We start from the raw sequence: 471 nt of genomic DNA, 5'->3' as shown, positions 1-471 counted from the left end.
GGGCGGCGCGTGTTCATGGACTTCAACCGGAATCCGCTGCCCATGCCCGGCGATCTGCCGTTCTCCCTCGAACGGTTGGACGACGACGTGAGCTCCTATCTCGGCAATGCCGGCGCGGGTCAACATTTGCCCATCGAGCGGTTGAAGCACATGAACCCGCTCGCGATCGAGCTCTATCGCCGCTACAAGATAGACATAACCAAGGAACCGTTGGAGTTCGCCGTCAACAACCAGCACATGAACGGCGGCATCATGGTGGACGTTTGGGGGCGCAGTAGCCTCGCCGGCTGCTATGCGATCGGTGAGGCCGCTGGTACGCACGGCGTAACGCGGCCCGGCGGAGCCGCGCTCAATGCCGGGCAGGTCTTTGGCACCCGGGCGGCCGAGCACATTGCAGCCAGCGGCAAAGCAAAAGTGGCGCCGAAGGTCGACGTTGCCCGAGCTGCGCAAGCGGGCATCGCAGCGCTCTTC

Annotated in this window: 1 pseudogene; it reads left to right on the top strand. The window is 64.1% G+C overall.

Annotation, left to right across the window (positions count from 1 at the left end):
* A pseudogene (locus EH240_RS37520) lies at positions 1-471 on the top strand (oxidoreductase); the annotation flags it as partial.

This window comes from Mesorhizobium tamadayense, assembly GCF_003863365.1.
Lineage (GTDB): Bacteria > Pseudomonadota > Alphaproteobacteria > Rhizobiales > Rhizobiaceae > Mesorhizobium > Mesorhizobium tamadayense.
The sequence above is the reverse complement of the archived record's forward strand: the minus strand, read 5'-3'. Positions and strand labels throughout refer to the sequence as shown.